This window comes from Albidovulum sp. (assembly GCF_008933605.1).
Lineage (GTDB): Bacteria > Pseudomonadota > Alphaproteobacteria > Rhodobacterales > Rhodobacteraceae > Albidovulum.
In genome coordinates this window covers 1-26,985 of sequence record NZ_WBUS01000033.1, presented here as the reverse complement: position 1 = coordinate 26,985, position 26,985 = coordinate 1, and the positions used below count along the sequence as shown (strand labels likewise).

At 69.5% G+C, this 26,985-nt stretch carries 30 protein-coding genes and 2 pseudogenes; 10 read left to right on the top strand and 22 right to left on the bottom strand.

Annotated features, from left to right (window positions below; all coding sequences use genetic code 11):
- Window positions 1-7 precede the first annotated feature (7 nt).
- A complete protein-coding gene (locus F9K34_RS06870) occupies window positions 8-184 on the bottom strand; it encodes a hypothetical protein (RefSeq protein ID WP_291336168.1) in 177 nt (58 codons plus the stop codon).
- Here F9K34_RS06870 and F9K34_RS19100 point away from each other — a divergent pair.
- Window positions 153-248, top strand: a pseudogene (locus F9K34_RS19100) (hypothetical protein); the annotation flags it as partial. The gene F9K34_RS06870 and the pseudogene F9K34_RS19100 overlap by 32 nt on opposite strands.
- Here the strand turns inward: F9K34_RS19100 and F9K34_RS06865 are convergent.
- From F9K34_RS06865 to F9K34_RS06835, 7 genes are all read right to left on the bottom strand, one after another.
- On the bottom strand, window positions 221-592 hold the full coding sequence (locus F9K34_RS06865) for a hypothetical protein (protein ID WP_291336167.1): 372 nt from the start codon (window positions 590-592) through the stop codon (window positions 221-223). The pseudogene F9K34_RS19100 and the gene F9K34_RS06865 sit on opposite strands and share 28 nt — an antisense overlap.
- A gap of 66 nt (window positions 593-658) precedes the next feature.
- Window positions 659-1,291 (bottom strand): uracil phosphoribosyltransferase, encoded by a 633-nt coding sequence (gene upp / locus F9K34_RS06860; RefSeq protein ID WP_291336166.1) that lies wholly within the window; start codon window positions 1,289-1,291, stop codon window positions 659-661.
- Window positions 1,284-2,267 carry an adenosine deaminase gene (locus F9K34_RS06855; RefSeq protein WP_291336170.1) on the bottom strand — a complete coding sequence of 328 codons (984 nt, stop codon included), beginning with the start codon at window positions 2,265-2,267 and terminating at the stop codon, window positions 1,284-1,286. Before F9K34_RS06855 ends, upp begins: the two co-directional genes overlap by 8 nt.
- Complete coding sequence (locus F9K34_RS06850; protein ID WP_291336165.1) at window positions 2,264-3,472, bottom strand: phosphopentomutase; 1,209 nt, start codon at window positions 3,470-3,472, stop codon at window positions 2,264-2,266. Before F9K34_RS06850 ends, F9K34_RS06855 begins: the two co-directional genes overlap by 4 nt.
- Window positions 3,472-4,779 (bottom strand): thymidine phosphorylase, encoded by a 1,308-nt coding sequence (locus F9K34_RS06845; protein ID WP_291336164.1) that lies wholly within the window; start codon window positions 4,777-4,779, stop codon window positions 3,472-3,474. The genes F9K34_RS06850 and F9K34_RS06845 overlap by 1 nt, the downstream gene beginning before the upstream one ends.
- 1 nt (window position 4,780) lies before the next feature.
- Window positions 4,781-5,173: a cytidine deaminase gene (locus F9K34_RS06840; protein WP_291336163.1), complete on the bottom strand. Its 393-nt coding sequence runs from the start codon at window positions 5,171-5,173 to the stop codon at window positions 4,781-4,783.
- 54 nt (window positions 5,174-5,227) lie between these two features.
- Entirely contained in the window at window positions 5,228-6,316 is a 1,089-nt protein-coding gene (locus F9K34_RS06835; RefSeq protein WP_291336162.1) for a cupin domain-containing protein, read from the bottom strand.
- A 143-nt stretch (window positions 6,317-6,459) separates the two neighbouring features.
- Between F9K34_RS06835 and F9K34_RS06830 the strand changes: the two genes are divergently transcribed.
- The 4 genes from F9K34_RS06830 to F9K34_RS06815 all read left to right on the top strand — a co-directional run bounded on the left by F9K34_RS06830 (window position 6,460) and on the right by F9K34_RS06815 (window position 13,952).
- The gene (locus F9K34_RS06830; RefSeq protein ID WP_291336161.1) at window positions 6,460-8,739 is read left to right on the top strand and encodes an NADP-dependent malic enzyme; all 2,280 of its coding nucleotides are present in this window, start codon (window positions 6,460-6,462) and stop codon (window positions 8,737-8,739) included.
- A 237-nt stretch (window positions 8,740-8,976) separates the two neighbouring features.
- The gene (gene prpE, locus F9K34_RS06825) at window positions 8,977-10,872 is read left to right on the top strand and encodes a propionate-CoA ligase PrpE (RefSeq protein WP_291336160.1); all 1,896 of its coding nucleotides are present in this window, start codon (window positions 8,977-8,979) and stop codon (window positions 10,870-10,872) included.
- 168 nt (window positions 10,873-11,040) lie between these two features.
- Complete coding sequence (locus F9K34_RS06820; RefSeq protein WP_291336159.1) at window positions 11,041-12,576, top strand: response regulator; 1,536 nt, start codon at window positions 11,041-11,043, stop codon at window positions 12,574-12,576.
- Window positions 12,573-13,952 carry a sigma-54-dependent transcriptional regulator gene (locus tag F9K34_RS06815; protein WP_291336158.1) on the top strand — a complete coding sequence of 460 codons (1,380 nt, stop codon included), beginning with the start codon at window positions 12,573-12,575 and terminating at the stop codon, window positions 13,950-13,952. Before F9K34_RS06820 ends, F9K34_RS06815 begins: the two co-directional genes overlap by 4 nt.
- A 4-nt stretch (window positions 13,953-13,956) precedes the next feature.
- Here F9K34_RS06815 and F9K34_RS06810 read toward each other — a convergent pair whose 3' ends face one another.
- Window positions 13,957-14,724 (bottom strand): NAD kinase, encoded by a 768-nt coding sequence (locus F9K34_RS06810; protein WP_291336157.1) that lies wholly within the window; start codon window positions 14,722-14,724, stop codon window positions 13,957-13,959.
- Between the two features lie 203 nt (window positions 14,725-14,927).
- Between F9K34_RS06810 and glyA the strand changes: the two genes are divergently transcribed.
- The gene (gene glyA / locus F9K34_RS06805; RefSeq protein WP_291336156.1) at window positions 14,928-16,220 is read left to right on the top strand and encodes a serine hydroxymethyltransferase; all 1,293 of its coding nucleotides are present in this window, start codon (window positions 14,928-14,930) and stop codon (window positions 16,218-16,220) included.
- A gap of 57 nt (window positions 16,221-16,277) precedes the next feature.
- On the opposite strand, the gene F9K34_RS06800 is transcribed toward glyA, so the two are convergent.
- Window positions 16,278-16,649: a hypothetical protein gene (locus F9K34_RS06800; RefSeq protein WP_291336155.1), complete on the bottom strand. Its 372-nt coding sequence runs from the start codon at window positions 16,647-16,649 to the stop codon at window positions 16,278-16,280.
- 86 nt (window positions 16,650-16,735) lie between these two features.
- On the opposite strand from F9K34_RS06800, the gene F9K34_RS06795 reads away from it, so the two are divergent.
- A complete protein-coding gene (locus F9K34_RS06795) occupies window positions 16,736-17,512 on the top strand; it encodes an alpha/beta fold hydrolase (protein WP_291336154.1) in 777 nt (258 codons plus the stop codon).
- Here the strand turns inward: F9K34_RS06795 and F9K34_RS06790 are convergent.
- Window positions 17,501-17,683 (bottom strand): hypothetical protein, encoded by a 183-nt coding sequence (locus tag F9K34_RS06790; protein WP_291336153.1) that lies wholly within the window; start codon window positions 17,681-17,683, stop codon window positions 17,501-17,503. The two genes, F9K34_RS06795 and F9K34_RS06790, sit on opposite strands and share 12 nt — an antisense overlap.
- 76 nt (window positions 17,684-17,759) lie before the next feature.
- Window positions 17,760-18,065, bottom strand: a complete 306-nt coding sequence (locus F9K34_RS06785) for a hypothetical protein (protein ID WP_291336152.1) — start codon at window positions 18,063-18,065, stop codon at window positions 17,760-17,762.
- 212 nt (window positions 18,066-18,277) lie between these two features.
- Here F9K34_RS06785 and F9K34_RS06780 point away from each other — a divergent pair, with 212 nt between their 5' ends.
- On the top strand, window positions 18,278-18,415 hold the full coding sequence (locus F9K34_RS06780) for an entericidin A/B family lipoprotein (RefSeq protein ID WP_291336151.1): 138 nt from the start codon (window positions 18,278-18,280) through the stop codon (window positions 18,413-18,415).
- Between the two features lie 10 nt (window positions 18,416-18,425).
- On the opposite strand, the gene F9K34_RS06775 is transcribed toward F9K34_RS06780, so the two are convergent.
- The 3 genes from F9K34_RS06775 to F9K34_RS06765 form a co-directional block, all read right to left on the bottom strand.
- Window positions 18,426-18,605 (bottom strand): hypothetical protein, encoded by a 180-nt coding sequence (locus tag F9K34_RS06775; RefSeq protein ID WP_291336150.1) that lies wholly within the window; start codon window positions 18,603-18,605, stop codon window positions 18,426-18,428.
- 164 nt (window positions 18,606-18,769) lie between these two features.
- Window positions 18,770-19,099 carry a GYD domain-containing protein gene (locus tag F9K34_RS06770; protein WP_291336149.1) on the bottom strand — a complete coding sequence of 110 codons (330 nt, stop codon included), beginning with the start codon at window positions 19,097-19,099 and terminating at the stop codon, window positions 18,770-18,772.
- A gap of 125 nt (window positions 19,100-19,224) precedes the next feature.
- A complete protein-coding gene (locus F9K34_RS06765; RefSeq protein WP_291336148.1) occupies window positions 19,225-19,602 on the bottom strand; it encodes a putative zinc-binding protein in 378 nt (125 codons plus the stop codon).
- Between the two features lie 216 nt (window positions 19,603-19,818).
- Here F9K34_RS06765 and F9K34_RS06760 point away from each other — a divergent pair, with 216 nt between their 5' ends.
- Window positions 19,819-20,211 carry a GFA family protein gene (locus F9K34_RS06760; protein WP_291336147.1) on the top strand — a complete coding sequence of 131 codons (393 nt, stop codon included), beginning with the start codon at window positions 19,819-19,821 and terminating at the stop codon, window positions 20,209-20,211.
- A 37-nt stretch (window positions 20,212-20,248) separates the two neighbouring features.
- Here the strand turns inward: F9K34_RS06760 and F9K34_RS06755 are convergent, their stop codons facing one another.
- From F9K34_RS06755 to F9K34_RS06735, 5 genes are all read right to left on the bottom strand, one after another.
- Window positions 20,249-20,653 (bottom strand): c-type cytochrome, encoded by a 405-nt coding sequence (locus tag F9K34_RS06755; protein ID WP_291336146.1) that lies wholly within the window; start codon window positions 20,651-20,653, stop codon window positions 20,249-20,251.
- A 59-nt stretch (window positions 20,654-20,712) separates the two neighbouring features.
- A complete protein-coding gene (locus tag F9K34_RS06750; RefSeq protein ID WP_291336145.1) occupies window positions 20,713-21,120 on the bottom strand; it encodes a c-type cytochrome in 408 nt (135 codons plus the stop codon).
- Between the two features lie 74 nt (window positions 21,121-21,194).
- The gene (locus F9K34_RS06745) at window positions 21,195-21,872 is read right to left on the bottom strand and encodes an ABC transporter ATP-binding protein (RefSeq protein ID WP_291336144.1); all 678 of its coding nucleotides are present in this window, start codon (window positions 21,870-21,872) and stop codon (window positions 21,195-21,197) included.
- Window positions 21,865-23,112: a lipoprotein-releasing ABC transporter permease subunit gene (locus F9K34_RS06740; protein ID WP_291336169.1), complete on the bottom strand. Its 1,248-nt coding sequence runs from the start codon at window positions 23,110-23,112 to the stop codon at window positions 21,865-21,867. The genes F9K34_RS06745 and F9K34_RS06740 overlap by 8 nt, the downstream gene beginning before the upstream one ends.
- Window positions 23,113-23,235: 123 nt before the next feature.
- Window positions 23,236-23,811 carry a TetR/AcrR family transcriptional regulator gene (locus tag F9K34_RS06735; RefSeq protein ID WP_291336143.1) on the bottom strand — a complete coding sequence of 192 codons (576 nt, stop codon included), beginning with the start codon at window positions 23,809-23,811 and terminating at the stop codon, window positions 23,236-23,238.
- A 72-nt stretch (window positions 23,812-23,883) separates the two neighbouring features.
- Here F9K34_RS06735 and F9K34_RS06730 point away from each other — a divergent pair, with 72 nt between their 5' ends.
- Window positions 23,884-24,561: an NADPH-dependent F420 reductase gene (locus F9K34_RS06730; RefSeq protein ID WP_291336142.1), complete on the top strand. Its 678-nt coding sequence runs from the start codon at window positions 23,884-23,886 to the stop codon at window positions 24,559-24,561.
- A gap of 14 nt (window positions 24,562-24,575) precedes the next feature.
- On the opposite strand, the gene proS is transcribed toward F9K34_RS06730, so the two are convergent.
- Together proS and F9K34_RS06720 are read right to left on the bottom strand one after the other, a co-directional pair.
- Window positions 24,576-25,913 (bottom strand): proline--tRNA ligase, encoded by a 1,338-nt coding sequence (gene proS, locus F9K34_RS06725; protein WP_291336141.1) that lies wholly within the window; start codon window positions 25,911-25,913, stop codon window positions 24,576-24,578.
- Between the two features lie 97 nt (window positions 25,914-26,010).
- Window positions 26,011-26,985, bottom strand: a pseudogene (locus tag F9K34_RS06720) (DNA repair protein RecN); the annotation flags it as partial.

The following is a 26,985-nucleotide window of genomic DNA, read 5'->3' as shown; positions in this document are numbered from 1 at the left end:
CCGGTCTTCAGCCGATCGTCACGTCCAGCGTTTGATCCGGATTCGTCATGTCACTGTCGTTGTCCTCTTCCAGCTCTCGCGGCGGCGCCGTGCGCGGCCACGGCGTCACCGCCGTGCTCGGCCCGACCAACACCGGCAAGACCCATCTCGCCATCGAGCGCATGCTGGCGCATTCGTCGGGCATGATCGGCCTGCCGCTGCGCCTGTTGGCGCGCGAGGTCTACAACAAGGTGGTCGCGGCGGCGGGGGCCGATTCGGCGGGCGCGGGCCCGGTCGATGCCTCGGTCCCGGCTGGCGGGATCTGGCCGGACCCGACGGCCGCCGCCGCCTCCAGCATCCCCGGCGGGAAGGTCGGCTCGTAGCCGCAGACGAGCTTGCGATCGCGGCTCACCCGCGGCACCCAGGTGGTCTGCCCCCCCACGCCGGCGCGGATGAAGACGCAGCCGGCACTGTCGACATACTGGTTCCCGGTGAAGCCCGCCGGAGGCGGCTCCTTCGGTCCGTCCACCTTTGTCAGCGGCTGCGCGCCCGCCGGGAGAACCGCCATCGTGGCTACCAGAATCGCGGCCGACACCGACTTGAATACCTGCATGTTCCGCCCCGTTTCTCGTTCCAGGCAGAATGCCAAAGCCGGGCGCATCCGTAAAGGGAAAACGGCCTATTTTGTGCCGAACATGCGGTCACCCGCATCCCCTAGCCCGGGGACAATATATCCATGGTCGTTCAGGCAATCGTCCACAGCCGCTGTGACTATGGGCACGTCCGGGTGCGCCTCCTTCATCCGGGCCACCCCCTCGGGCGCGGCCAGAAGGCACATGAAGCGGATGTTCCTAGCTCCTGATTTCTTGAGAAGATCCACCGCCGCCGCCGAGGAGTTGCCGGTTGCCAGCATCGGGTCGAGGGCGATGACAAGACGGTTTTCCAGTTCCGACGGCACCTTGTAATAGTACTGCACCGGCTGCAGCGTCTCGGGGTCGCGGTAGAGCCCGACGAACCCCACCCGCGCCGCGGGGATGAGCTCCAGGACCCCGTCGAGAAGCCCGTTTCCGGCCCGGAGGATCGAGATGAGTGCGAGCTTCTTGCCGTCGATCACGGGCGCGTCCATCGGACAGAGCGGGGTCTCGATGTGCTTCGTGGTCATCTCCATCTCGCGGGTGATCTCGTAGGCCAGAAGCTGGCTGATCTCGCGCAGGAGGCGGCGGAACGAATTGGTCGAGGTGTCCTTTTCCCTCATCAGCGTCAGCTTGTGCTGCACCAGCGGATGTTTGACGACGGTCAGATGCTCAAGCATGCGCGTTCTCCAGTCTTTTCAGCAGTTTATTGCGCGTTTCCGCTTCGCAGAACGCGGCTTCGGCCGAGGTCCGCGCGATCGCCGCGAAGACGCCCTCGTCCCAGTCGAAGGCCTCGGCCAGCTGCGCGTATTCCCGTTCCATCGTGGTGTGGAAGAAGGGCGGGTCGTCGGTCGAGACCGTGACCTTCGCGCCCCTCTCCCTGAGGCGGTGGATCGGATGGGCGCGGAAGGACGGGTAGAGCCCCAGCGCCACGTTGGACCCGGGGCAGACCTCCAATACGGTGCCCCGCTCCGCGATCTCGTCCACCAGCGCGAGGTCCTCGATGGCGCGGACACCGTGGCCGATCCGCTCGACGCCGAGGTCGCGGAGCGCGTCGCGCACGCTCTCGGGCCCGCCCCATTCGCCGGCGTGGCAGGTGAGCCGCAGCCCGGCTTCGCGCGCCGCATCAAAGGCCCAGGCGAAGTCTCCGGGCTTGCCGGACTTTTCGTCACCGGCAAGCCCGAACCCCACGAGCCAGTCCCCCGCCGTCTCGGCGGCGCAGATCGCCGTCTCCTTCGCCTTCTCCGGCCCGAGGTGGCGGATCGGCGTGACGATCCCGCGCATCACGATTCCATCCTGCCGCTCGGCCTCCTCCGCCGCCTCGCGGATCGCCGCGAGGTGGTCGCGCCAGGCCGCCAGGTCGCGCCCGCCGCAGAAGTCGGGGCTGAGGAACGCCTCGGTATAGATCACGCCCGACGCCGCGCTTTCGGCCAGCACGGCGCGGGTCAGGCGGCGGTAGTCCTCGGGTGTGGTCAGGACCGAGGTCGCGGCCTCGTAGACCTTGAGGAAATGCCAGAAGTCGGTGAAGGCGTAGTCTCCGCGCTCGTCGAATACCTGGTGGATGTCGATGTGCTTTTCCGCCGCCAGTCCGCGGATGAAGGAAGGCGGCGCCGCGCCTTCGAGGTGCAGGTGCAGCTCGACCTTGGGCAGCATCAGAGGAAAGACCTCCCCGGCCCTTCCGGCGCGACACCGAGGTGGGCTGCGACCGATGCGCCGACGTCGACGAAGGCCACCCGGCCGATGGGCTTCGCGCCCCGCCCCCAGCCGACCACCGGCACGCGTTCGCGGGTATGGTCGGTGCCCACCCATGTCGGGTCATTGCCGTGGTCGGCGGTGAAGAGCGCGAGGTCGCCGGGCCGGAGCCGCGCGAGGAACCCGCCAACCCGCGCGTCGAACCATTCGAGCGCGCGGGCATAACCGGACACGTCGCGGCGGTGGCCATAGAGCGTGTCGAACTCGACGAAGTTGGCGAAGGTGAGCGACCCGTCCCCGGCCTCCTCTGCCGCCTTCATGAGATGATCGAAAAGCGCCGCATCCGGCCCCTTCTTCACGTCGTCGATCCCGCGCATGGAGAAGATGTCGCCGATCTTGCCGATGGCATGGACCTTGCCGCCCGCCCGCTGGATCCAGTCGAGCAAAGTGGGCGCGGGCGGCGCGATCGCATAGTCGTGGCGGTTCGCGGTGCGCCTGAAGCTGCCGCAATCGCCGACGAAGGGCCGCGCAATCACCCGCCCGACGCGCATCGCGTGCAGGGTGGGTGCAACGTCACGGCAGAGTTTCAGCAGCCGGTCGAGCCCGAAGGTCTCCTCGTGCGCGGCGATCTGGAACACGCTGTCGGCCGACGTGTAGCAGATCGGCCAGCCGGTCCGCATGTGCTCGGCGCAGTGCTCCTCGATGATCGGCACGCCGGAGGCATGGCAGTTGCCGAGCGTGCCGCCGGTGCCGGCGAGCCGCGCGACCTCGTCCATCAGCGCCTGCGGAAAGGCGGGTTGCGTGTCCGGGAAATAGTGCCACTCCCAGGGCACCGGCACGCCGGCGAGTTCCCAGTGGCCCGACGGCGTATCCTTGCCGCGCGAGATCTCGGTCGCGGCGCCCCAGAGACCCCGGGGCTCGATGTCGAATCCCGGCATGGCGGCGCCGGAGGCAAGCCGGACGGCCGCGCCGAGGCCGAGCGCGCCGAGGCTCGGCATCTTCAGGGGGCCGCTGCGTCCCTCCTCCGCCCGGCCCGCCGCGCAGGCCTCGGCGATATGGCCGAGCGTATTCGCGCCGGTGTCCGGCGTCGCGCCGTTGAAGAACTCGCCCGCGTCCGGCGCGCCGCCCGCACCGGCACTGTCCAGCACGACGAGAAAGGCGCGCGGCATCAGCCGATCCTTTCATGGATCAGCGCGGGTTCGTCCGGTTCCTCGCCGGAAAGGCGGATCGCGGCGAGGACCTCGGCGACGGCGCGCTCCGCCTCCGCCTCGCTCGCGGCGTGGACGCGGGCGATCGCCTCGCCCTTCTCGACCGGCTCGCCGAGCGGCAGGATCTCGGACAGGCCGACCGAGGGGTTGATCCGGTCACCGCCCTTCAGCCGCCCCCCGCCGAGATGGACGACGGCATGGCCAAGCGCCTCGGTGTCCATGTGGGCGATGAAGCCCGTGCGGTCTGCCACGACATCGCGCACGACGCGCGCCGCCGGAAGCCGGTCGGGGTAGCGCTCGACGAAATCGGCCGGCCCGCCGAGTGCCGCAACCATGCGGCCGAAACACTCCGCCGCCCGGCCCGATTCGAGCGCTTCCTCGACCGCGTCGGCCCCCTCGCCCGCGTCCCCGGCGAGCCCGGCAAGCGCCAGCGCCTCGCCGCCGAGCGCGACCGTGACGTCCCAGAGCGCCTGGTTGACCGCCGCCCCCGTCATCGTTTCCATCGCCTCGATCACCTCGAGCGCGTTTCCGGCGGTGGAGGCGAGCGGCTGGTCCATGTCGGTGATGAGCGCCGCCGTCCTGCAGCCTGCCCCGTTCGCCGTGTCGACGAGCGCATGGGCCAGCGCGCGGGCGTCCTCGATGGTCTTCATGAAGGCGCCTGAGCCGACCTTGACGTCGAGGATCAACGCCTCCAGCCCCGCCGCGAGCTTCTTCGACAGGATGGATGCGGTGATCAGATCGATCGATTCCACGGTGCCGGTGACGTCCCGGATCGCATAGAGCCGCCGGTCGGCCGGGGCCACGTCGGCCGTCGCCCCGACGATCGCACAGCCGACATTGCGGACAAGGCGGCGAAGTTCTTCGACCGTCACGTCCGTGCGGTAGCCGGGGATCGCCTCGAGCTTGTCGAGCGTGCCGCCGGTATGGCCGAGCCCGCGGCCCGAGATCATCGGAACGTAGGCGCCGCAGGCCGCAAGCGCCGGCGCGAGGAGAATCGAGGTGCTGTCGCCGATGCCGCCGGTGGAATGCTTGTCCACGACCGGTCCCGGCAGGTTCCAGTCGAGCACGCTGCCGGAATCGCGCATGGCAAGCGTCCAGGCCACCCGCTCCGTGTCGTCGAGCCGGTTGAGAAGAACGGCCATCGCGAAGGCACCGGCCTGGGCATCCGTCACCGCGCCCGAGGCGAGACCGCTGGCGAACCATGTCGCCGCCTCGGCCGGCAGTCCCTTCCGGTCGCGCACGCCCGCGATGATCTGGCGGGCGTCCATCTCAGCGCCGCCCCATGTGCGCCGCCTCGAACCGGCCGGGCAGGAGATCTCCCACCGTCGTCTCGAACCGCTTGCCGTCGGTCGTGGCGAGCGTCACCGGCGTGTCGTGGCGGCCGAACTCCGCGAGCTTCTGGCGGCAGCCGCCGCAAGGCGGGACCGGGGCCGGGCTGTCGGCGATGACGGCGACCTCGACAAGCTCGGTCTCGCCCGCGGCGACCATGGCCGCGATCGCCCCGGCCTCGGCGCAGGTGCCCTCGGGATATGCCACGTTCTCGACGTTGCAGCCCGCGTAGATGCGGCCGGACCGGCCGCGCACGGCGGCGCCGACCTTGAAATGCGAATAGGGAACGTAGGCGTTCTCGCGGACCTCACGCGCGGCATCGATGAGCGACATCTCACTCTCCTTCCTGGGCGCCGAGACTGCGCCCGCGGGCGCGGCGATGCAAGATCAACCGCCCGTCTCCGTGGCAAAACGACCCGGCAGCGCGACCTCGAGGATCTCCGCGTCCTCGCTCGGGTCGGCCCAGCGCGTGCGCATCCCCGGCGGGATGACAAAGGCATCGCCCGGCGCCAGACGGAACGGTTCCTTGCCCTCGCCTTCAAGCGTCATCGCGCCCTCCATGACGAAACCGAACAGGATGTCGGCATCGTGGCGCGCCCAGGCGGGGTTTCCTTGGCCTTTCCGAACAACCTGCACCCCCGCCACGCCCTTCGTGTTGGCGGCGATGGTGGTGTCGCGGCTGATGTAACCCGGCAGGCGGAAGGGAAGCCATTCCGCCCCCCGGGCCACGTTGTGGACGAAGCGTTGTCCCTGCCATTCGCGCTCAGGGTGCAAATAGGCCGTGGGCAGCACCATCTCGTGGTCGATCTCGGTCACATGCTCGGCCGGCACGCCGATCTCGATGACCTCGATCCCGTCCGAGGCTTCGAGCACGCGGTGACGAATCTCGGGCGGCTGGATGAAGCAGTCGCCGGCTGCAAGCCGGATCGGCCCGCCCTGGTCCTCGTAGACCACGTCGACCCAGCCGCGGTAGCAGAAGATGAGCTGGAAGCCGACCTTGTGGAAATGCACCATGTCCGGCACCGGGCCGCCGTCGGGAATGCGGATATGGCTCGCGATGACCGCGCCGCCGAGACGCGAGGGGATGAGGTCGCGGTACTGCATCCCGGCCCGGCCGATGACCCAGGGCGCCTGGTCGGCCAGCCGGCGGACGACGAAGGAATGCTCGGTCGCGGGCAGAACGAGCGGCGGGTTCAGCTCGTCGACCGTCACCTGCGTGCCTCCGGGCGAGGTCAGCCTGCGCACGCCTCCGGCGACGGAATCGGGGTCTGCCGCGTGGAGGCGCAGATGGCCCGGCGCGCCCGGCGCGTCCTGATCGAGCCTCAGCCGGAGCCCGTGACCGGAAAGGACCGCGACCGCGGGATTGTCGGCGGGGTAGATCATGTCGAGCCGGAAGCCGAGCGTCCTGGTGAAGAACGGAAGGTCCTCGCGCAGGCTCCCCGTCGGCAGCACGACCTCGGCGCGCATTTCGGACATTGCTTCCAGCCCCCCCTTGCCGGCATTCTCGCGGGAGAGTGCGAGGGCGCCGGCGGAATTGCAAGCGCGGGCGCCGGAAGGGCGGGGCTATCGCTGCCCGAATAAATAGTTTAATACTAAACCAGTTTGCAGGAGGAGCTCGGATGGACGAGGCGAGGCAGGAGAACACGCGCCAGGCGGCGCTCGACTATCACGAGTTCCCCAAGCCCGGAAAGCTTGAGATCCGCGCGACCAAGCCCATGGCGAACGGCCGCGACCTTTCCCGCGCCTATTCCCCCGGCGTCGCCGAGGCCTGCCTGGAGATCAAGGCGGAGCCCGCCACCGCCAGCCGCTTCACCGCGCGGGGCAATCTCGTCGCCGTCGTGACCAACGGCACCGCGGTACTCGGCCTCGGCAACATCGGCGCGCTCGCCTCCAAGCCGGTGATGGAGGGCAAGGCTGTCCTCTTCAAGAAATTCGCCAACATCGATTGCTTCGACATCGAGCTGAACGAGCCCGATCCCGAACGCCTCGCCGACATCGTCTGCGCGCTGGAACCGACCTTTGGCGCCATCAACCTCGAGGACATCAAGGCGCCGGACTGCTTCATCGTCGAGAAGATCTGCCGCGAACGGATGATGATCCCGGTCTTTCACGACGACCAGCACGGCACCGCGATCGTCGTCGGCGCGGCGGCGACCAACGCGCTCCACGTCGCGGGCAAGCGGTTCGCCGACATCAAGGTCGTCTCCACCGGCGGCGGGGCCGCGGGAATCGCCTGCCTCGACATGCTGCTGAAACTCGGCGTGAAGCGCGAGAACGTCTGGCTCTGCGACCTCGAAGGGCTCGTCTATCACGGCCGCGCCGCGCAGATGACGCCGCAGAAGGCGGCCTATGCCCAGGGCACGGTGCCGGCCACGCTCGACGAGGTCATCGAAGGTGCCGACCTCTTCCTCGGCCTGTCCGGCCCCGGCGTCCTCACCCCCGCCATGGTGGCGAGGATGGCGCCCCGCCCCATCGTCTTTGCGCTCGCCAACCCGACGCCGGAGATTCTGCCCGATGCCGTGCGCGGCGTCGCGCCGGACGCAATCATCGCCACGGGCCGGTCGGACTTCCCCAATCAGGTCAACAACGTCCTCTGCTTTCCCTTCATCTTCCGCGGCGCGCTCGACGTGGGCGCGACCACGATCAACGACCAGATGGAACTGGCCTGCATTGACGGCATCGCGGCGCTCGCCCGCGCCACTACCTCGGCCGAGGCCGCGGCCGCCTACCGGGGCGAAACCCTCACCTTCGGGCCCGACTATCTGATTCCGAAGCCCTTCGACCCCCGGCTGATCGGCACCGTCGCCACGGCGGTGGCGAAGGCGGCGATGGAAACCGGCGTTGCGACGCGGCCGATCGCGGACCTTGACGCCTACAAGCGCAAGCTCGACGGCTCGGTCTTCCGCTCCGCCCTTCTCATGCGCCCGGTGTTCGAGGCCGCGCGCTCGGCCACGCGCAAGATCGTCTTCGCGGAAGGCGAGGACGAACGGGTGCTGCGGGCCGCCAACGCGATGCTTGAAGAGACGACCGACCGGCCGATCCTCATCGGTCGGCCCGAGGTGATCGAGCGGCGCTGCGAGCGCGCGGGCCTGCCCATCCGTCCGGGCCGCGACTTCGAGATCGTCAACCCGGAAAACGACCCCCGTTACCGCGACTACTGGGGCAGCTACCACGAGCTGATGTCCCGGCGCGGCGTGACGCCCGACATCGCCCGCGCGATCCTCAGGACCAACACCACCGCCATCGCTGCCATTGCGGTCCACCGCGGCGATGCCGACAGCATGATCTGCGGCACCTTCGGCCAGTATCTCTGGCACCTGAACTACATCCGCCAGGTGCTCGCGCGGGGTGGCCTCGCCCCCCACGGCGCGCTCAGCCTGATGATCCAGGAAGACGGACCGCTCTTCATCGCCGACACCCATGTGAACGCCGTGCCCACGCCCGAACAGATCGCCACCACCGCGATCGGCGCGGCGCGACACGCCCGGCGCTTCGGGATCACGCCGAAGGTCGCGCTCTGCTCGCAGTCGAACTTCGGCAGCATGGCGAACGATTCCGGCCAGCGGACCCGCGCGGCGATGGACATTCTCGACGCCCGCGAGGCGGACTTCATGTTCGAGGGCGAGATGTCCACCGACGCGGCCCTCGACCCGGACCTGCGCGAACGCATCTTCCCCGGAAGCCGGCTTCAGGGAGCGGCCAACATCCTCGTCTTCGCCTATGCGGATGCCGCCAACGCCACGCGCAACATCCTCAAGGTGCGCGCAAACGGGCTCGAGGTCGGACCGATCCTGATGGGGATGGGCAACAGGGCGCATATCGTCACGCCCTCCATCACCCCGCGCGGGCTCCTGAACGTCTCGGCCATCGCCGGCACGCCCGTTTCGCACTACGGCTGAGCCGCGAATCTCCCGGCGGAAGCTCTGCAAAGTCCGGCGAAGCCGCGGGAGGTGTTGCAAACCTCGTCATGACTTTGCGGCGCGGCGCGTAGTCCGCGCCGCTTTGCAAACAACAGCGGGGAGGCCGGGCCGGATTCTGCAAATTTTTTCGCCGAAGCGCAGACTGTGACCGGTAACGCGCTTGCCGCAAGGGTCGGCTCTTCGTAACAGATATCCAACTGTTCGGAGGAGGACACCATGGCATACAAGGACGTCTATGACGGCTGGAAAGCCGATCCCGAGGCTTTCTGGATGCAGGCGGCTGCGGCGATCGACTGGGTGAAGGCGCCCTCGAAGGCGCTCTTCGCGGAAAACGCGCCGCTCTACGAATGGTTCTGCGACGCCCGGGTCAACACCTGCTGGAACGCGGTGGACCGCCATGTCGAGGCCGGGCGCGGCGACCAGCTCGCCATCATCCATGACAGCCCGATCACCCATTCCACCAAGGGCATCACCTACCGCGAGTTGCGCGACCGCGTGGCCTCTCTCGCCGGGGCGCTCCGCGCCAAGGGCATCGAGAAGGGCGACCGCGTCATCATCTACATGCCGATGGTGCCCGAGGCGCTGGAGGCGATGCTGGCCTGCGCCCGGCTCGGCGCGATCCATTCGGTCGTCTTCGGCGGCTTCGCGGCGAACGAGCTTGCCGTGCGCATCGACGACGCCAAACCCAAGGCGATCATCGCCGCCTCCTGCGGCCTCGAACCGGGGCGCGTCGTCCACTACAAGCCTCTCGTCGATGCCGCGATCGACCAGGCCGCCCACAAACCCGACTTCTGCGTGATCTTCCAGCGCGAACAGGAAGTGGCGAAACTGAACGAGGGGCGCGACTTCGCCTGGCACACGTTCCAGTACGGCGTGGAGCCGGCGGACTGCGTGCCGGTCGAGGGCAACCACCCCGCCTACATCCTCTACACCTCGGGCACCACGGGGGCGCCGAAGGGCGTCGTGCGACCGACGGCAGGGCATCTCGTCGCGCTCAACTGGTCGATGAAGAACCTCTACAACGTTGAGGCGGGCGACGTCTTCTGGGCGGCCTCCGACGTGGGCTGGGTCGTCGGACACAGCTACATCTGCTACGGCCCGCTGATCGCCGGCTGCACCACCATCGTCTTCGAGGGCAAGCCCGTGGGCACGCCCGACGCCGGCACCTTCTGGCGGGTGATCCAGAACCACAAGGTGAAGTCCTTCTTCACCGCGCCGACCGCGCTCCGCGCCATCAAGCGCGAGGATCCGGAAGGTGAACTCATCAGCGACTACAACCTGCGCAGCCTGCAGGCGCTGTTCCTCGCCGGCGAACGGGCGGACCCGGACACGATCAAATGGGCCCAGAGGCACCTCCGCATCCCGGTGATCGACCACTGGTGGCAGACCGAGACCGGCTGGGCCATCGCCGGCAACCCGCTCGGGATCGAGGAGCTTCCGGTCAAGATCGGCTCGCCCTCGGTCGCCATGCCGGGCTATGACGTGCAGGCGCTCGACGAGGGCGGCCATCCGGTGGCGCCCGGCACGCTCGGCGCCATCGCCGTGAAGCTGCCGCTGCCTCCGGGCACGCTGCCCACCCTCTGGAACGCCGAGGAACGATTCCGGAAGTCCTACCTGAACCACTTCCCCGGCTACTACGAGACGGGCGACGCAGGCTACATCGACGAGGACGGCTATCTCTACATCATGGCGCGCACCGACGACGTCATCAACGTCGCCGGGCACCGGCTTTCGACCGGCGCGATGGAGGAGGTGCTCGCCTCCCACAAGGATGTCGCCGAATGTGCCGTCATCGGCGTCGCGGACGCGCTGAAGGGCCAGATGCCCATGGGCTTCCTCTGTCTCAACAAGGGCTCCAACCGTCCGCACGACGAGGTCGTGAGGGAATGCGTGAAGCTCGTGCGCGACAAGATCGGCCCCGTGGCGGCCTTCAAGCTCGCCTGCGTGGTGGATCGCCTGCCGAAGACCCGCTCGGGCAAGATCCTGCGCGCCACGATGGTGAAGATCGCCGATGGCGAGCCCTGGAAGATGCCGGCGACGATCGACGACCCGGCGATTCTCGACGAAATCGCGGGGGCCCTGAAGACGCTCGGCTATCCTGCCACGCGGTAGAAATGCAACAATTCGAATGCGACCTGCGGATTGGTTCCGCAGGCGCAGAGACCTGACGTTTCAGACAGGTTGGCGCGGCCCGTGACGTCGCGTAAAACCTCTGCACCATGCAACCGCAACTTGTATTTCAGGCCGCGCGGCGCTCCAATCCGGAGGCGGAGGGAGAGTGTGAGTAACGACGGTCCCCAGGCGAGTTCCCGGCCCCTGCCCGATTTCGATGCCGGCAAGATGACGCTGCTCGGCCACGACCTGCGCGCGGCCGTGTCCGACATCATTGGTGGATTGCGGCTCATCGACCATGCAAGCGTCGACGAAGCGACCTGGCTGCAACTCGAACGCGTGCGCGCCTCGGGGGAAATCCTCGCCCGGCTGCTCGAACAGGGGCTGGCGCAGCTTCTCGGCGAGGACGACTATGCCGCGACCCATCCGGCAAACCTGCAGATGCCGCGGTTCCTCTACGACATCGAGATGCGCTGGTCGGGCCGGGCGAGCGAGAAGGGGCTCGGCTTCCGGATGACCGTGGCCGACGACGTGCCGGCCGTCCTCACCCTCGACCGGATCGCGCTGGAACGCGTCCTCGCCAACCTTCTGTCGAACGCGATCAAGTATACCGACACCGGCACCGTGATGCTCGACGTGACCATGGCGGCGACCGGCGCGCTCAGGCTGTCGGTCACCGACGAGGGACCGGGGTTCTCGTCCGAGGCGCTCGCACGGCTCTTCGAGTTCCAGGGCCGGCCCGAGGGCACGTGCAAGCCCGGCGAGGGCCTCGGGATGCACATTACCCGCCACATGGCGGGCCAGCTCGGCGGAACGATCAGCGTCGAGAACCTCGCAGCCCGGCGCGGGGCGCGCGTGACACTCGACCTGCCGCCGGAAACCTGGACGATCGCGCCCCCCGAGCAGGCGGTGGAACTGCCCGACCTCAGCCGCACCAAGGTTCTCGTGGCGGAGGACAACCCGACAAACCAGACCATCATCAGCCACATGCTGGCCCGGATGGGCGCGCAATACGAGATCGCCGACGACGGGGTCGAGGCGCTGCGCTGGCTGGAACGCGAAAGCTTCGACCTAGCACTCATCGACATCGAGATGCCGCGGATGAACGGAATCGACGTCATCCGGACCCTGCGCGCCAACGGCAATGGCCACCGGCGGCCGCACATGCCCGTCATCGCCATCACCGCCTATGTGCTGCGCGCCAACCGCGATGCGATCTATGCCGCCGGGGCGGACGCGATCCTGGCCAAGCCGCTCGCCGGGCTCGAGACCTTCGGGCTCGCGATCGCCAGCGCCCTCGGCCGGCGACAGGACCCCGGCGTCGAGGAGGTCGCCGCGGCCGGGGCCGAGGAAACCTTCGACCGCGCCACCTTCGACCGCCTGATCGAGGTCGCCGGACCCGAGTCGGCGCTCGAGCTCCTCGACCGGCTCGCGTCGGACCTCGGGAAATGCGAGCGCGGCCTCGGCGCCGGACTCGCCGGCCAGGATCTCGCCGCGGTGCGCGCCGATACGCATGTGCTCATCGCACTGGCCGGCGCGGTCGGGGCGGTGCGGCTCCAGACCCTCGCCCAGGCGCTGAATGCGGCGGCGCACCGGCGCGATCCGTCCGCCTTCGAGCGCTTCGGTGCGGAGGCCATGGCCCAGCTCGGCCGGCTGATCCGCTTCGTGACCGAGGAACGCGCGCGGCGCGGAGAGGCCGCATGACCTCGCCGCCGCTGCTTCTGATCGAGGACACGCCGTCCCTGCAACTCGTCTACCAGTCGGTCCTCCGCTCCGCCGGCCACTCGGTGCAATGCTCCGACGACGCGGCCTCCGGCCTCGCCGCGTTCCGGACGCTCGAACCGCCGGTGGTGCTTCTCGACCTGATGCTGCCCGACCGCGACGGGCTCGACCTGATGGGGGAAATGCTCGCGCTCCGCCCGGAAACGCGCGTCATCGTCATCACCGCCAACGGCTCGATCAACAAGGCCGTCGCGGCGATGCGGGCGGGGGCCCACGAGTTTCTCGTCAAGCCCTTCGACGAACAGCGCTTCCTCGCCGCGATCGACAATGCGCTCGCCGACACCCGGCGCGGCGGCGCGGCGGCGCCGCCCCCGCGCGCGGCACAGGCACCGGGCAACTTCATCGGCACCTCCGAACCGATGATCGAGGTCTATGCCAAGATCCGCTCGGTCGCCCGCTCCATGGCGACGGTCTTCATCACCGGCGAAAGCGGCACCGGCAAGGAGCTTTGCGCCGAGGCGGTGCACGACCTGTCGAACCGCGCCAGCGCTCCCTTCGTGCCGCTCAACTGCGGGGCCATCCCGACGGAACTGCTGGAATCCGAGGTCTTCGGCCACGTCAAGGGCGCCTTCACCGGGGCCATATCCGACAAGCCCGGTGCGGCGGCGGCGGCCGACGGCGGCACCCTCTTCCTCGACGAGATCTGCGAGCTTGACCTGAACCTCCAGACCAAGCTCCTGCGCTTCCTGCAAACTTCGACGATCCAGCCCGTCGGCGCCACCCGGTCGCGAAAGGTCAATGTCCGCATCGTCTGCGCCACGAACCGCGATCCCCTGCAGGAAGTCCGCCGCGGCCGGTTCCGCGAGGACCTCTATTACCGGCTCCACGTCGTCCCGATCCACATGCCACCCCTGCGCGACCGCGGCAGCGACGTGGTGACGCTCGCCGAGGCCGCCCTCGCGCGCTTCGCCCGGGAGGAGGGGCGGCAGTTCCAGAGCCTCGACGCCGATGTGAAGGCGCTCTTCCAGCGGCTCGACTGGCCGGGCAACGTCCGCCAGCTTCTCAACGTCATGCGCCATGTCGTCGTGCTCAATGACGGGCCGGCCGTGACCCGTGCGATGCTGCCGGCCGAGCTGGTGTCGGGGCCGGAGGCGCCCCGGCGCGCCGCGCCCCCGCAGCAGAAATCGGACCTGCCCCTCGACGGGCTCATCGGCCGCACCATGGCCGAGATCGAGAGGCTGGTGATCGAGGAGACGATCGCCCGCCACGCGGGCTCCGTGCCGAAGGCCGCGCGGATGCTCGACGTCTCGCCCTCGACGCTCTACCGCAAGATGGAAGCCTGGAAGACCAGGGCCTGACCCATCACACGAATTGCTCGCGCGTCAGCCGCTCCTCGAGCCCGTGGCCCGGGTCGAAGAGGATGCGATGGCGGATCGAGGTGTCGGACTGGACCTCGACCGAGACCACGTCGCGCACCGACTTGCCATCGGCATCCGCCATCACCGGGCGCTTGGCCGCTTCCAGCACGTCGAAGCGCACATGTGCCGATTTCGGCAGGATCGCGCCCCGCCAGCGGCGCGGCCGGAAGGCGGCCATCGGCGTCAGCGCCAGCACCTCGGCGCCGATGGGCAGGATCGGCCCGTGGGCCGAATAGTTGTAGGCCGTCGATCCCGCCGGCGTGGAGACGAGCGCCCCGTCGCAGACAAGCTCCTCCATCCGCACCTTGCCATCGATGGTGATCCTCAGCTTCGCCGCCTGCGGACCGGCGCGCAGGAGCGAGACCTCGTTGATCGCCAGCGCCTCGTGGAGCCGGCCTCCGGACGTGACCGCCTTCATCGCGAGCGGGTTGATGACCTCTTCCTCCGCCGCCTCGAGGCGTCCGATGAGTCCCTCCTCGGCGTATTCGTTCATCAGGAAGCCGATGGTGCCGCAGTTCATGCCGTAGACCGGAAGGTTCCGGGCCTGCGTGCCGTGCAGCGTGTTCAGCATGAAGCCGTCGCCGCCGAGCGCCACGATGACCTCGGCCTCGTCGAGCGGAACCGCCCCGTAGACGGCGCCGAGCCTGGCGAGCGCCTCCTGCGCAATCTCGCTGTCGCTCGCCAGAAACGCGATCTTCGTTGCCGCACGCACCGCATTCCTCCGGCTGCCCGGACCTTTGTCCCTCGCCCGGCGCGGCTTGACAAGCCCGTCGCGGAGGCGCGGCGGGGGCAGAAACATGTCCGCCCGGGACTACCGGCTTCGCCCGGATGCGGAATCCGGTCGCATTCTTCCTTTCCGCACGCGCCCCGCTCGGCTAAAGAGCCTCACCTACGCCCGGCCTCAGGAGATCGCTCATGCCCGCCACCCGCGACACCGGTTTCTTCACTGAAAGCCTCGCCTCGCGCGACCCCGAAGTCTTCAAGTCGGTCAGCGACGAGCTGGGCCGCCAGCGCGACGAGATCGAGCTCATCGCATCCGAGAACATCGTCTCGCTCGCCGTGCTGCAGGCGCAGGGCTCGGTGATGACGAACAAGTACGCCGAGGGCTACCCGGGCAAGCGCTACTACGGCGGCTGCCAGTTCGTCGACGTGGCCGAGACGCTGGCGATCGAGCGGGCGAAGCAGCTCTTCGGCTGTGCCTACGCCAACGTGCAGCCGAACTCGGGCAGCCAGATGAACCAGGCGGTGTTCCTGGCGCTCCTGAAGCCCGGCGAGACCTTCATGGGCCTCGACCTCAACTCCGGCGGCCACCTGACCCACGGCTCGCCGGTGAACATGTCGGGCAAGTGGTTCAACGTGGTCTCCTACGGCGTGCGCCAGCAGGATCAGCGCCTTGACATGGACGCGGTCCGCGAAAAGGCACGCGCGGCGAAGCCAAAGCTGATCATCGCCGGCGGCACCGCCTATTCGCGCGTCTGGGACTGGGCCGCGTTCCGCGAGATCGCCGACGAGGTGGGAGCCTATCTCATGGTCGACATGGCCCATATCGCCGGCCTCGTCGCCGGTGGCCAGCATCCCTCACCCCTTCCCCATGCCCATGTCGTCACGACGACCACGCACAAGTCGCTGCGCGGCCCGCGCGGCGGCATGGTCCTGACGAACGACGAGGAGATCGCCAAGAAGGTCAACGCCGCAGTGTTCCCCGGGCTTCAGGGCGGCCCGCTGATGCACGTCATCGCGGCCAAAGCCGTGGCCTTCGGCGAGGCGCTCCGGCCCGAGTTCAGGGACTACGCAGCACAGATCGTTAAGAACGCCCGGGCCATGGCCGACGAACTCATGAAGGGGGGCATCGACATCGTCTCGGGCGGGACCGACAACCACCTGATGCTCGCCGACCTCCGGCCCAAGAAGGTGACCGGCAAGGCGACCGAGGTAGCTCTTGGCCGCGCCCATATCACCTGCAACAAGAACGGCGTTCCCTTCGACCCCGAAAAGCCCTTCGTGACCTCCGGCATCCGGCTCGGCACGCCTGCGGGCACCACCCGCGGGTTCGCGGAGCCCGAGTTTCGGCAGATCGCCCGGCTGATCGTCGAGGTGGTGGACGGGCTCGCCGCGCACGGCGACGAGGGCAATGCTGCGGTCGAGGCCAAGGTCCGCGCCGAGGTCAAGGCGCTCTGCGCCCGCTTCCCGCTCTATCCGGGCATGTGAGATGCCCCGCGCCGGCCTCCGGATGCCTCCGGCGGCCGGCACCGCCTTCCGGCGCGGTCAGATGAAGCCGCGCCAGAGCAGGAGCGCCAGCACCAGCACCGCCGTCACGGCGATCCCTGTCGCAAAGCCGGTGAGGATCTCCAGCAGGATCGCCTTGCGCCGGGCCGAGCGGCCGAGTGGCTTCAGGTAACGCACGCAGGCATCGTAGGCATCCGCGATGCGCTGGTGATCGAGCTGCATCTGCAGCCGCGGCACCGCTGATTGTTCGGCCGACCGCGCCAGGAATTCCGCCTCGCGCCGCACCTTCCGGGGCAGGAAACGGCCCCCCCGCCGGAGCTTGTCGCCAAGCCCCTGGCCGCGGATGCGCAGCCGCGCCTCCATAAGCTCGGCCACCCGCCCCGCCATCTGCTGAACACTGACGCCGCTCATCATACCCCCGCACGTGAAGAATACTGCGCCGCGGCGCCTGTCGCAACGTCACTGGAAGCCCGCGCCCGGCCGCGCTAGACAGGCACATGCTCAGCCATACCGACATCGGCGCGTCCGGCCGCCTGCCGCCCCTTCTCATCGTCCACGGCCTCTTCGGATCCGCCCGGAACTGGGGCGCCATAGCCAAGCGCCTCTCGGACGACCGCCGCGTCGTCACCGTGGACATGCGCAACCACGGATCCAGTTTCCGGGCCGCGAGCCAGTCCTATCCCGACATGGCCGGCGACCTCGCCCAGGTCATCGAGACCATCGGCGCGCCGATGGACGTGCTCGGCCATTCGATGGGCGGCAAGGCCGCGATGCAGCTGGCGCTCACGCAGGGCGAACTGATCGACCGGGTCGTCGTCGCCGACATTGCCCCCGTGGCCTACGGCCACAGCCAATCCCACCTCGTCCGGGCCATGCGCGGGCTCGACCTCCGGGACCTTTCCGCGCGATCGGAGGCCGACCGCCGCCTTGCCGCGACCGTGGAGGACGCCGGCGTGCGGGCCTTCCTCCTCCAGTCGCTCGACCTCAAGGCCGACCCGCCCGCCTGGCGGCTCAACCTCGACGTGCTGGAGCGCGAGATGGACAGGATCACCGGCTGGCCCGGCACCGAGGGGCGCTTCGACGGCCCCGCCCTCTTCCTCTCGGGGGCCTTGTCGGACTATGTCCGGCCGGAACACCGGGAAGGGATCAAGCACTTGTTTCCAAATGCGAAATTCGCCAGGATTCCTGGTGCGGGGCACTGGCTCCACGCCGAGCGCCCGCGGGAGTTCGAGGCGGCGGTGCGGGCGTTCCTGGAACGCCCCTCAGGCGGCTGAGAGGTTCTTCGCGACGATCCAGGCGACCGGGACCGCGACGAGGAAGCCGGCGATGGCGGCGACGATGATGCTCTTGAAATCGAAGAGATTCATGGTCAGCGCCGCGACGATGGCGGAGCCCGCGAGCGTCGCGCCCGCGAGCGTGTAGATGATGAGGAAGAGCCGGAACATCGGAGCGGTCCCTTGCAGCACGCGCGTTTTCCGCTTTGCCTATAAGCATTTACGGGTCACTGCGCCTTGATCTGGATCATCCCCGGCAGTCGAGGGCGAACCTCGCGACGCCGGTGTCGCCGGGGATCTTCGTGGTCATGGAGTTCGCGATCACGCGGCAGCCCGTCGCCACCTCCGCCGCCTCGGCCATGAGCGCGGGAACACGGGCGCGTGCGGGGCGGGCGAGATAGCCCATGCGCACCACCTCCACCTCGCTACCAGTCTGAAAGACAACGAAATCCACCCCCCCGCGCGTGACCTCGGAGCGGACGGACCCGAACATGTCGGGGGCGGGCGAGGCGCCGCAGGCGGCGAGGAGAAGGAGGGCGGGGACCATGCGCATGGCGCGATCCTCGGCGGTCGGGGTTAACGGGGCGTTAACGCCCTCCGTCGCCGGGCCCGCGTCGGTTTCGCGTCGGTTTTCCGTCGGTTTCCTGTCGGGCGTCCGTCCCGGCAGCGCCGCGCCGCCGGCCCGGCGCCGCGGCCGGAACCCCGGCCTTGAAAGCCGCGTTGGGTCGCGACACTATCGACGTGACGCATGATCCGGAGTTGCCCATGATCCGCCTGACGCTCCCCCTCCTCGCGCTGCTGACGCTCGCCGCCTGCGAGACGGTGAAAGGCGCGGGCCGCGACCTGCAATCCGCGGGCGCGGCCATCAGCACGGAAGCCGCGCAGGCGCAATCGTCGATGTGACCCGACGGGCTCAGCCGCCGGTGCGCCGCGCCGCCGCGACGGCCGAGGTGCCGATGACGGCACCGGGCGTGCCCGAGGGCACGAAAAGCGCCGCCGGGACTTCCGGGCGGAATGCCTTCTTCGGGTTCTGCCCGGCCCAGAGCGCATAGGCGCCGACCACCACGGCGACGACAAAGAGAAGCCGATCCATCCGAAACCTCCCCTCCGAAAGGTTGCTTCCGGGCGCGGAGTATCGCGCGGGAATGGGGCGGTTTTTGGACCATGCGCCCGGCGCGCCGCGCGCGCCGGGGCCTTGCCGGTCCGTTCGGGCCCCGCGGTTCGTGCCCGACTTGCCGGCCTTTCGGGTGGGGCCGCTCAGTTCGGCGCAGTGTATTTCATCGAGATCGCCCCCGCGGCCTTCTGCGCCTCGAGGAACTCTGCAGAGGTGAAGCACTGAACGGTCTTGAGCCCCGTGACCGCGCCCGAGGCACCGGCGACCATCAGCGCCGCCAGCATCTTCGTCATGTCGCTCGCCGTGACCCGCATGATGAAGTCGGTGTCTCCGGTCGTGAGGTAGTATGCCTCCAGCTTGCCCCCCGCCGCGGCGATCAGCGCGCCGGTAGCCTTCTCGCGATCGCTCGGATGGGCGATCATGCCTTTCATGGCGGCGGCCGTATAGCTGCCGGTTATGATGTACTGCGCCATTTTCTGGTCCCTCCCGGGCGGGCACGCGTGCGCCGGCCCGCGGAGCTGCGGGCCGATCCCCCGAGACCCACCCTGACCGAAATGTAGCACGAATCGGGCAGGCCGGGAGACTGCCGGCCCGCCGGTCAGGAAGCGACCGGATCGGCCGCGAGGGCCTCGGCGATGCTGTCGAGCACGCGGCCGGCCTCGGCCGGGTCGAAATCAGTGCCGTAGCGCTTGCGCACGCCCATGTCGGAGAGGAGATGGTAGCGCACGGCCGTCACCCCGTGGCGGGCGAGGCAGTTCTTCACGCAGGCGAGCGCGCAGCCGTCGAGCGCGATGATGGGGCGGCCGGACGTCGCGATGCGCACGAGCTTCGGCACGTCGCCGCCGACGCCCGCAATGCAGGACATCTCGGCCAGTCCCCGGCGGTCGAGCTGGATGGCCACATGATTGGCCATCTGCGCGGCGCTGGAACAGCCCGAACAGGAATAGACGAGCGGCAGGTCGGCGCGCGATGCCATCGGAGGCCCCCTTGGGTCGAATCGGGTGTCGGCTACTCTTGCGGCGAGGGGCGGCAGGGCGTCCACGACGCGAATTGTCGCGGGTAAGATACCGTTGCCGCGCCGGAACATGGGGCACGGTCGGGCGGGGCGTCCGGCACCGTCGCGCGGGACCGCCGGTTGCAAAGACGGCCAGCATCGCCCAGATTTGCCGCGCCACTCGCGAAGGAGGCCCCCATGCCCACCGTCACCGGCGGCTGCCTCTGCGGCGCGGTCCGGCTTGCCGCAACCGGCGAGCCCTGGCGCGTCGGCCTGTGCCATTGCCTCGACTGCCGCAAGCACCACGGCGCACTCTTCCACGCCTCGGCGATCTTCCCGGAAACCGCCGTGACGGTCACGGGCGAGACGCGCGCCTTCCGGGGCCGGCACTTCTGCCCGCTTTGCGGCTCGCCGGTCTTCGGCCGTTCGGGCGACGAGGTGGAGGTGAACCTCGGCACGCTCGACGCGCCCGACCAGTTCCGGCCGACCTACGAGCTCTGGACCGTCCGGCGCGAGAGCTGGCTGCCACCCTTCCCGCTGCGCAGCAGCTACGGGCGCAACCGCGAGACGACCGTCCGGACCGAGGACTGACGGGCGGCGGACTGACGTGCGGCGCGGACGCCCCGGCTCAGCGCTGGAGTCTCTGCAGGTAGTTGGCGAGGGCGACGAGGTTCGCCGGGGTCGGCGTCGCCACCCCGTCGCCCGCGTCGTAGAGGACGACGGGGCCCTCCTGCAGCGCCACCCCGAGTTCCGGCATGACCGAGGCGCGGTCGCCGCGGCGGGTATAGCCGTCGATCACCGACATGACCCGCGTCGTCGGGAAGGTGCCGCCGTTGCGCGCGGCGATCCCGGTGAGGTCGGCCGGCGGATGATCGAGCCCCGCGGCAGCCGGCCCGTCGCCCCGGCCCGAAGCGCCGTGGCACGAGAGGCAGAAATCCTCGTAGAGCGCCCTGCCCGAGACCTGCCGCTCCGGTGCGCAGGCGGACAGCGTGAGCCCGAGCAGAGCCAGCGTGACGATCCCGATGCGGTTCATGGCGCCCCTCCCTGGCCGTTCCGTCACTCTGCCCCGCGCGAACCGACAGGGCAACCCGATCACTCCGCCGCCTGGATCGCGGCGAGGTAGTCGGTCAGCGCCAGCACCCGCGCCGAGGTGATCACCGGCGTCCCGTCCGGCGCGTCTGCGGCGGCGGCATCGTCGGCGAAGAGCGCGCCGAAAAGCGGCATCGGCCCGCCGTGCCCCCTCAGCCCGGTTCGCCCGTCAATGAGATGGACGACCTTCAGCCACGGGAATTCGCCGCCGTTGCGCGCCGCGATCCGGGTAAGATCCGGCACCGGGATGCTGATGAGCTCGGCCATCGGGCCGTCGCCCTTCGCCTCTGCCCCGTGACAGGCGGCGCAGGCCCCGGCGAAGGTCGTCCGGCCGAGTTCGAGGTCCGCGGCGGCGGCTTCAGACGCGACAAGCGCAACGAGCGACAGGGCAAGAGCGGTGGTTCTGGGCATCCTCGGTCTCCATTTGCGCTGCGATCCTCTGCCCGAACGGGGTGTGCCGCCTTGATCCGGATCAGATGCGCGGATCACAGGATCCGCCCGGCGTCGAGCCGCACCACCCGGTCCATCCGCGCGGCGAGGTCGAGGTTGTGGGTGGCGATCAGCGCGGCAAGTCCGGTCCCCCGGACAAGCTCCATCAGCACGCCGAAGACCTGCTCGGCGGTCGCGGGGTCGAGGTTGCCGGTAGGCTCGTCGGCGAGAAGGAGCTTCGGCGCGTTGGCAAGCGCGCGGCAGAAGGCCACGCGCTGCTGCTCCCCACCCGAAAGCGCGGCCGGCCGATGATCGGCCCGCCCGGCCACGCCGACGCGCGCCAGCAATTCCCGTCCCCGCGCCTCGGCCGCCGCCTTAGGCACGGCATTGGCAAGCTGCGGCAGGACGATGTTCTCGAGCGCGGTAAACTCCGGCAGGAGGTGGTGGAACTGGTAGACGAAGCCGACCTCGCCCCGCCGCGCCTCGGTCCGCGCCCGGTCCGGGAGGCCGGTCATCTGCCGGCCGGAGATGGCGACCGTGCCCTCGTCGGCGGTATCGAGCAGTCCGGCGATATGGAGGAGCGTGGATTTCCCCGCGCCGGAGGGCGCCACCAGCGCGACCACCTCGCCGCGTCCGACCGCGAGGTCGAGCGCGGACAGCACACGGACCTCGCCCGGCGTGCCCTTCAGGTAGGCTTTCGAGATGCCGCGAAGCTCCAGCACCGGCTCACTCATAGCGCAGCGCCTCCACCGGGTTCATCCGCGCCGCGCGGCGCGCCGGAAAGATCGTGACGACGAAGGACAGGATCAGCGACAGCGCCACCGCCCGGCCCACGTCCCAGGCCCTCAGTTCCGCCGGCAGCCGGTAGATGCCGCGGATCGAGGGGTCCCAGGCGCCGCCGCCGGTCAGCCAGTTCACGAAGGACATGATGCCGTCGATGTTCCAGGCGATGAGACAGCCGAGGAGCACGCCGGCGATGGTGCCAAGGACGCCGGTGAATGCCCCGCAGAGGAAGAAGACCCTGAGCACCGAGCCCTCCGTCAGCCCCATCGTCCGAAGGATGCCGATGTCGCGCCCCTTGTTCTTCACCAGCATCACGAGGCCCGAGGTGATGTTCATGGCGGCGATCAGCACGAGGATCGAGAGGATCACGAACATCACGTCGTCCTCGATCTTGAGCGCGTTCAGGAAGGCGCCGGAGGCATCGCGCCAGGTCCAGATCAGCGTCCCCTCGCCCCCCGCCGCCAGAAGCGGCAGCGTGTAGTCGTCGATCTTCTCGGGGTCGGCCACGAAGACCTCGATCTCGTCCGCCCCCGCCTCGCGGTTGAAGAAGCTCTGCGCCTCGGCATAGGGCATGTAGATGCGGGTCCGGTCGATGTCCCAGCGCCCGGCGGTGAAGACGTAGACGACCTCGTAGGCATTCACGCGGGGGCTGGTGCCGAAGGCGGTCCTGGCGCCGCTCGGCTGGATGAGCTTCACCACGTCGCCCGGCCCGAGACCGAGTTCGCGGGCGATGCCGGAGCCGATGGCGATCCCCTCCCCGAACCTGGAGATGTCGCCGAGCGAGTCCTCCGACCCGGCCACGCGCGGGATCGCTTTCAGGTCCTCGGGCGTGATGCCGTAGACCTCGGCGACGTTCGACCGCTCGTTCGCGGTGACCATCGCCTGCCCGCGGATGACGGGCGCCGCGCGGGTGACGCCCGGGATGGCGCGGATCTGCTCGGCGAGCCTGTCCGCATCCACGATGGCCCGCGTCGCCACGCCGTTCTCGTCGAGATAGGTCGCGCGCGACACCGCGACATGGGCGTTGGCGCCGAGGATCGTGTCGACGAACTCGGCCCGGAAGCCCGCCCTGACGGCCATCGTCGCCACCAGCGCCATCACCCCGAGCGTGACGCCGACGAGGCTGATCCAGGTCATCACGCTGACGCCCCCCTCGGCGCGGCGGGCGCGCAGGTAGCGCCAGGCGATCATGAACTCGAAGGGGGAAAAGGGCGCGGTGCGGCCTGCCACGTCTGCTCCTGTTTTTTTGTTGGCGCGACATTGCGCCGGCGCCCGCAGCGGGTCAAGCCGATGGTCGCCGCGCCCGGGTGGCGCCTATCCCGCTATCTTCCGCAGCGCCAGCCGCGCGGCGTCCAGCGGCGCCTCCGCGCCGAACATCCTGACCGCCGCCCAGACACCTTCGATAAGCAGGAAGACCGCCTCGGCGGTCTGCCTCGGCGCGGCCTCCCCCTGCGCCCGCGCCAGCCGCTCAAGCTCTCCAAGCACCCGCCACTTCGCCTCGGCCGCCGCTACATGCGCGGGATGGCCGGGGTCGGAGAATTCCGCTGCGGTGACCTGAAAGGTGCAGCCGAGGCAGCTTTCCTCGGCCGCCACCCCGATCATCGCCTCGGCATAGGCCAGAAGCGGCCGGGGGCCGTCGTCCGGCGGCGCCGCCGCCGCGGTCAGCGCCTCGGCCCGCCTCACCCAGGCGACGATCAGGTCGTCCTTTGACGGAAAGTGCTTGTAGAACGTGGCTTTCGCTACCCCCGCCTCGGCGATCACCCGGTCCACGCCGATCGCACGAAAGCCCTCGCGGTAAAATAGCGGCCCGGCGGTATTGAGGATGCGTTCGCGCGCCGACGGCGGCAATTCCGCCACCGGGGCGCCTGCACGGGCGGAGTCGCTTGACATGTAGACAGACCTGTCTGTATTTATCGTCCAAAGATAGACGAACCTGTCTGTCCATACCATGTGGAGGCACCCATGAAAATAGCGATGCTCGGCGGCGGGATGGTCGGACAGACGCTTGCCGGCAAACTGCTCTCCAACGGCCACGAGGTGACCATCGGCATCCGCTCGGCCAGCGCGGCCGAGCTGGCAAAGCCGCGGAACTACGCCGACACGCTGACGGACTGGCAGGCGCGCACCGGTGGCCGCGTGGCCACCTTCGCAGAAGCGGCGGCCGCGGCGGATCTGGTCTTCAACGCCACCAGCGGGCTCGTCTCGCTCGCCGCGCTGGCGGCTGCCGGGGCGGAGAACCTAGCCGGCAAGGTGCTGATCGACGTGGCCAACCCGCTCGATTTCTCCCACGGCATGCCGCCGTTCCTGCCGGCGGCGCTGAGCGAGCGGACCTCGCTCGGCGAGGAAATCCAGCGGGCCTTCCCCGCGGCGCTGGTGGTGAAGGCGTTCAACACCGTCTCGGCCCCGGTGATGGTCCAGCCCGCGCTGGTGCCCGGGGTGGAGCTTCTCATCGCCGGCAACTCGGCCGAGGCCAAGGCTCGGGTCGCCGCATTCGCCCGCGACGAATTCGGCTGGTCGGGCGTGGTCGATCTCGGCGACATCGCCGGGGCGCGCGGCACCGAGCACCTGATGCCGCTCTGGCTCCGGCTCTTCCTCCAGGGCAACTCGCCCCTCGTCGCGCTGAAGGTGATCCGCGGCTGAGGTCCGCGGGCCACTCAGCGCCCGGCGTAGATCGCCGCGATCCGGTCCACCGCCGCCTCGGGGCTCATCTCCTCGCTCTCGCCGGTCCGGCGCGAGGTCAGTTCCACCTTGCCGGCGGCCAGCCCGCGCGGGCCGACGGTGATCCGCCACGGCAGGCCGATCAGGTCCATCGTGGCGAATTTCGCCCCCGCCCGCTCGTCGCGGTCGTCGTAGAGCGGCTCCAGCCCCGTCGCCTTCAGCGCCGCATAGAGCGCGCCGCAGGCCGCGTCCGCCGCCCCGTCGCCCTGCTTGAGGTTGACGATCCCGACCGGGAAGGGGGTGACGCCCTCGGGCCAGATGATGCCCTTGTCGTCGTGGCTCGCCTCGATGATCGCGCCGAGAAGCCGGCTGACGCCGATCCCGTGCGATCCGCCATGGATCGGCACCCGCTCACCCTTCTCGTTCACTACGGTCGCGCCCATCGGCTCGGAATACTTGGTGCCGAAATAGAATATCTGCCCCACCTCGATGCCCCGGCCGACCTTGCGATGCGCCTCGGGCACGGTCTCGAACATCGCCGGATCGTGTGTCTCGTCGGTGCGGGCGTAAAGCGTGGTGAACTCTTCGCAGACCTTTGCCACCTGGCCCCGGTCGTCGTAGTCGATTTCACGCGCCCCGAGCTTCAGCTGCGTCACCCGGTCGTCGTAGAAGACCTCGCTCTCGCCCGTCGAGGCGAGCACCAGGAACTCGTGCGTGTTGTCGCCGCCGATCGGCCCCGAGGCCGCCCGCATCGGGATCGCCGTCAGCCCCATCCGCTCGTAGGTCCGGAGGTAGCTCACCATGTGGCGGTTGTAGGCGTGCAGCGCCGCTTCCTTGTCGATGTCGAAGTTGTAGCCGTCCTTCATCAGGAACTCGCGCCCCCGCATGACGCCGAAGCGCGGCCGGATCTCGTCGCGGAACTTCCACTGGATGTGGTAGAGCGTCATCGGCAGCGACTTGTAGCTTTCGACATGGGCGCGGAAGATATCGGTGATCATCTCCTCGTTCGTGGGCCCATAAAGCATGTCGCGCTCGTGCCGGTCGCGGATCCTGAGCATCTCCTGCCCGTAGTCGTCGTAGCGCCCCGACTCGCGCCAGAGATCGGCGGGCTGGAGCGTCGGCATCAGCAGCGGGATATGGCCCGCGCGCTGCTGTTCCTGGTGCACGATCTCCTCGATCCGCCGCAGCACGCGGAAGCCGAGCGGCAGCCAGGAATAGATGCCCGCTGCCTGCTGCTTGATCATGCCGGCGCGCAGCATGTAGCGGTGCGAGACGATCTGCGCCTCGGCGGGATTTTCCTTCAGCACGGGCAGGAAATAACGGGAAAGGCGCATCGCGTTTCGGTCCTCAGGGTGCGGTCGCCCCCGGATATGCGAAACCCCGGCCTCAAGCAAGCCGCGGCCGCGGTCCGGCCGGGGCGCGTTCGCCGGATCAGCCGTCGAGGAGCGCGCGGGCGGCCGCGCGGGCGGCCTCGGTGACGTTCTCGCCCGCCAGCATCCGGGCGATCTCGTCCACCCGCTCCCCCTGGGCGAGCGCCGTGACGGTGGAGGTCGTCCGGCCATGGTCCACCCGCTTCTCCACCCGCCAGTGGTGGGCGCCGCGGGCGGCGACCTGCGGCGAGTGGGTGACGACGAGGATCTGCGCCCCCGCGGCCAGCCGTTCGAGCCTGCGGCCCACAGCGTCCGCCGTGGCGCCGCCGACGCCGCGGTCGATCTCGTCGAAGATCATCGTCACCGGCTCACCGCCCCTGGCGAGACAGACCTTGAGCGCGAGGAGGAAGCGCGAAAGCTCGCCCCCCGACGCGATCCGGTCGAGCGGCCCCGGGGCCGCGCCGGGGTTCGTGGCGACGGTGAATGCGACCCGGTCGCGCCCCTCGGGGCCGGGATCGGCCGGCGTGATCACCGTCACGAAATGCGCGCGCTCCATCTTCAACGGTGCAAGCTCGTCGAGGATCGCCCGGTCGAGCCGGGCGGCGGCCTCTGCGCGCAGGGTGCCGAGCCTTTGCGCTTCGGCCGCGTAGCGCGACTCCGCCTCCGCCCGCCGCGCCCGGAGCGCCTTCAGGTCCGCCGCGCCGCCGTCGAGAAGGCCGAGCTTTTCGCGCATCGCCGCGGCGAAGGCGCCGAGGTCGTCGGCTGCCACCGCATGCTTGCGCGCCGCCGCGCGGATCGCGAAGAGCCGCTCCTCCACGGCTTCGAGGTGGCGAGGATCGTGGTCGAGCCCTTCAAGCGCGCGCTCGACGCCCTGGCTCGCCTCGCCCAGTTCGGTCAGCGCCCGGCCAAGCGCCGCGAGCGGCTCGTCGAGAAGCCCCTCGGCCTTCGGCGCGGCCGCGTCGAGCCAGCGGACGACGTCGCCCATGAGCCCTTCCGCCCCCTCCGGCCCGAGCGCCTGGAAGGCGCGCCCGACGTC